This window comes from Moraxella caviae (assembly GCF_002014985.1).
Taxonomy (GTDB): Bacteria; Pseudomonadota; Gammaproteobacteria; order Pseudomonadales; family Moraxellaceae; genus Moraxella; species Moraxella caviae.
In genome coordinates this window covers 1-4,230 of sequence record NZ_MUXU01000041.1, presented here as the reverse complement: position 1 = coordinate 4,230, position 4,230 = coordinate 1, and the positions used below count along the sequence as shown (strand labels likewise).

Sequence of the window (4,230 nt, the reverse complement as noted above, 5' to 3'; positions counted from 1 at the left end):
AAAGGAGTTATTATGGCTGGTGATATTCAGGTGAATCTACGCATTCCGCCCGATCTGAAACAAAAACTCTTAGAGCAAGCAGAGTTTAATGGGCGTTCTTTAAACCTAGAAATGAACTATCGCTTGGTCAATTCATTCTCTACCCCTAATGACAGCTATGCAGACATCATCCAGAAGATGGATGAGATTGTCGCCCGTCATCATAAAACCAAGCGATTGAGTGCTATTAAAGAGCGATTAAATACCGTTTTGGTAGAGTTATGCAAAGTTCCAATGATCAGACAGCTTGCTCCTGCACGCATTGCTTATGAATTGGGTTATGAGCGTGCTGATGAGGTGGTTCGCTGGTTTGAGGGCGATCTTGAGCCTACCTTTACCCAGCTTGAACAACTGGCAGATTATTTAGGTTGTCATGCCGCTTGGTTGATGTTTGATGAGGGTTGCCCTTACCCTACTAAAAACAAAGACTTTAGCAATTTAAATACCGTCGAGGCGGTGGTTGAGTTTTGTTTTGAGCCAGAGGTGGGATTTGATGAGGTTCAAAAGGTTTCATTTATCCGAAATAACATTCACACAGGTGAGGTGCTGATCATCAAGCAATTTGATCAAAAGCATGCTCAAGTCTATATCACCAATATCCATTTAAGTGATATTGTCGGTGCCACTGGTGCTAGAATGCAAGCTTTGTTTGTGTTGGCACTCAAAGATATTTGTAAACATGGTGAGTATAAACACCAAGCCATGAGCTACCTATTTGACGCAGCTGTCTGTGAACAGCTAAAACAAGGTGTGGAGCATCCACTTAAGCTGACTGCACGAGCAACCTATACTCCGTGGATGGATGACATCTGGGATCGGTACATGTATGAAAAACAAGATGCAAATTACTACTGGCACGGCTATCGGGATGTCTGCTTTAGGGTGCGGGCGTATATCAATGAAGATCCCAAGCTAAGGGAAATGTATCCCTAAACCGCTTTATCAAGAATAAAAAACCACCATCGAAAAAAAGATGGTGGCGGGGTTGGTTGGGTTTATGTCTTAGCGCAAACTACAGGCCTTTGCTTTGCTGGTGCATGGGTGCGACCTGTACTTTTATACTGACACATATTGTGCCGGTGCATATTATTAATGTCTGTCATTGGCTATTGCATTAACTAGAATGCGGATATCTATAAGGGGTAATGTGAACCTGAAGTGGGTAGGGGTGCAATACGCCAATGAAATGGTTTAGATTGGTGGTGCGCTGTGCGCACCCTACTGTACTGTCTTGATTGTCAGTATGAACAGAATCCATCTTAGCGATAGACTCGGCGACAGGCACATCAACTTGTATACTAGGGCTTACCATCAATGATTGATTAAGCGCCGCTTGTCTTTGTTCATTAAGCAAGATTTGCTGATGGGCAATCTGTTCAGGGGTATTGGCATAAGCTGAACAGCACAAAGTCAAAGAAACAGCCAATGCCAATCGTGTTGGTAAGGATAGTATACAGTAAGATGGGTGGTTGGTATAGGTCATGGGTTTGGGTCTTTTGGGGTTGTGGGTTTTAGGATTGAGTACAGCGAAAGCCAAACAGATTCAATAAGTTAAACCAAAGACGCTGGGTTACGCTTCACAAACCTAGCCTGCGGGCTGGGTTGCACTCTTGCCGACCCCAGTCTAAGGACTAAGATTTCTTTTTATAGCAGTCAGATTGTTTGCTGTAAATAACATAGAATGAAATCCCTGAACCATCCAACATCTCCGAAAAACCAATATCATAAATGCCGTAGCAATATTTTTTAGATGTGCTGTTGTCATAAACATACTCTCCTATTAAAACAAAATCATCATTACCATTGATGTTGCTTAAAATAGCGGCTTTTTGGCTGTCATAAGGTGTATAATATTGGTACGACATGTTGTAATAAGGAAAGCCAATATAACGAAATGTTGGTTTGTATACACCCTCCTCTACATCTTGAGTAATGAGATTAACAATGTCTCGCATGTCTTGAATATATATATCACGATGCTTATAATTATACAAACCACTTGCTATACTCAGCATAAACCACAGGGTGATTATGATAAAATTAAAATTTTCTTTGATATAACTTATCATCTATACTACTTCCTGATTAATTTTTGTAATTCTTGCTCTGTAAACCTAAAGGGTAATTTAACCATATGGTTGATAGAAACTCCAGCCCCCGGACTTCCCATGCCATAGGTATGAATTGGTGTACCGCTTAAAGTTCTGCCTGTACCAAGACAGACGCCATGACACACCTGTGCAGAAAAAGACAATCCTTCAATTGCAGCATCAATAGCTTCGTCCTTCAGATCCCCTCTACCCTCAATATTACCCCAGCTGACAGACATTCCTGGGGTTCTAGCTCCTTGAATTGGTAATTTAGTTTTTCCTTTTTTTAGATCATCATAAGAAGCATTAAAACCCAAAACAGAAGCATAAACATTGCCATTTTTGTTATTGATGATAAAAATTTGCTCCACTCCTCCTCGAGAAACGCTCATAATGGTCATGTGGTTATACTTCTGGTGGAGCTCAATAACACTACTCAATAAATCTTGCTTCGTCCACCCCATACATGTTGCATAATCTCCACCTTGTTGAGCACAATAAGCCCCTAATGACGCTTGGCTTTGTGCATATTCTTTACCACCGCCTACTGCATAAGCCCAAGCTTCTCCGCCCCAGTTATTCTCCACCCCCACTTTCCCAACCTCAACTGCATTCACCGTATCGGTGACATTACCGCCCGTTGTGGTATATGCGGTTGCAACAGTGGCTAGGTTTAGAATGCTTGTGATGGCGTCTTTCTGGTCTTGGGTGAGTAGTTCTGGGTCTTTGGTGCCATACAGATAATCAGCCAAGGCAGGTGCAGCCACTTCACTACTTGCTCCTGATAAAGCACCTGTCGTTGGATTATTACCAGTAGCATAACTTACCGCAGCGCCTAGTATGGCATGGGCTAGTAGATGATTGACTGATTGTTCTTCTGGTCTATTACCATTGTCTAGTTGGTTTAGTGTTTTATTGTTTTTAAAGTACTGCCCAATCTGATAAGCAAGCTCTGGACTTGCTGCTCTTGCCACATCACCTATGATACCATTTGGGTTAGGAGCATACAATGCGGAGGTGATGCCATCGAAGAGTCTTAGGTTGTCGTCTATTTGTTTGGCTTCGGCTTCTAACCTTGTTCTTTCTTGGCTGCCTTGTGGAAGTTCTTCAGCTTGTTTACGATAGCCTTCTGCTTTTTTGGCGTATTCACTTCTAATGGCACGGCGTTCAGCGTCAAATGCTTGGGTGATGGTTACTTGAGCATTTAACTCTTTGACCGCTTGCTCCTTATCAAAGTCATTAGCAATGATTTGATTTAGCTCATGTTGAACTTCTTCTTGTTTGAAGCTCTCTGTGTTGATATGGCTAAGCCCTGCTTGGTCGGTGATGGCAGAGTGGGTGGTGCTGGTTTGATTGACTGGGTCTATTGTACCATAACCAATGCCCATCATCCACAGCACCACACTCAAAGCCCAATATGCCACAGACAGTCTAACACCAGATTTAAAGATGGCCATTGGTGGCAGATACACCGTCAGAGGCTTTGATGGAGAGCGTTCATTATCAGCGGATAATGGCATCCTAATCAGACAAGACATCAGCTTTTATCCAAGTTTTTTAAATCAGCAAAAAGCAAACAGCCAAAACAACTCACAAAACAGCCAATCAAACCATGCCATCTACCTAGGATTGGACGCAGGCTATATCACCAACCACGACAAAAGCCAAAATGAGCTATTGCTTGGACAACATCTAGCAGGTGCTTTCATTGGCATCAAAGGGCAATACACACCAAATACAAATAACCCCTACCTAAGTTTTAACTATGACATCTTTACTTCAAAAGCAATCAGTGAGCCCAACGGCTTTTCAAACAAAGATTGGGTGAGTGGTGTGAGTTTGGGGGTGAGCTTTTAAAAGCAAGTTGACATCAAAACCATCAGTTGGGCAGATTGGCTTGGCTGGTGGTTTTTTATTGGGTGGTCAAATAAGAGTGGAATAAGTGATCACATGAAGAGTGAAATGTGCAAAATATCAAATTTCAACCAGTTAGCATGAATTGCAAATTTAAAACTTGCAAAGAATCAACCACATGCCAGATGTAGTAAGACCTAAATTATTTATGTTTTTGGCTATTTTCAACCTGATTTTGAAAATAGCC

Annotated in this window: 5 protein-coding genes; 2 read left to right on the top strand and 3 right to left on the bottom strand. The window is 41.9% G+C overall.

The genetic code is table 11. From position 1 onward, the window contains the following. Positions 1-972 (top strand): Arc family DNA-binding protein (locus B0181_RS07400; protein ID WP_211276075.1); only part of this gene is annotated, 972 nt, incomplete at its 5' end. Positions 973-1,153: 181 nt separating this feature from the next. Here the strand turns inward: B0181_RS07400 and B0181_RS11900 are convergent. From B0181_RS11900 to B0181_RS07390, 3 genes are all read right to left on the bottom strand, one after another. After that, positions 1,154-1,465, bottom strand: a complete 312-nt coding sequence (locus B0181_RS11900; RefSeq protein ID WP_143821582.1) for a hypothetical protein — start codon at positions 1,463-1,465, stop codon at positions 1,154-1,156. 205 nt (positions 1,466-1,670) lie between these two features. After that, complete coding sequence (locus tag B0181_RS07395; protein ID WP_078276877.1) at positions 1,671-2,108, bottom strand: hypothetical protein; 438 nt, start codon at positions 2,106-2,108, stop codon at positions 1,671-1,673. A gap of 5 nt (positions 2,109-2,113) precedes the next feature. Beyond that, positions 2,114-3,520 (bottom strand): VENN motif pre-toxin domain-containing protein, encoded by a 1,407-nt coding sequence (locus B0181_RS07390; RefSeq protein WP_158078948.1) that lies wholly within the window; start codon positions 3,518-3,520, stop codon positions 2,114-2,116. On the opposite strand from B0181_RS07390, the gene B0181_RS12105 reads away from it, so the two are divergent. Next, on the top strand, positions 3,510-3,986 hold the full coding sequence (locus B0181_RS12105; RefSeq protein WP_158078947.1) for a ShlB/FhaC/HecB family hemolysin secretion/activation protein: 477 nt from the start codon (positions 3,510-3,512) through the stop codon (positions 3,984-3,986). The genes B0181_RS07390 and B0181_RS12105 overlap by 11 nt on opposite strands. Positions 3,987-4,230: the final 244 nt, after the last annotated feature.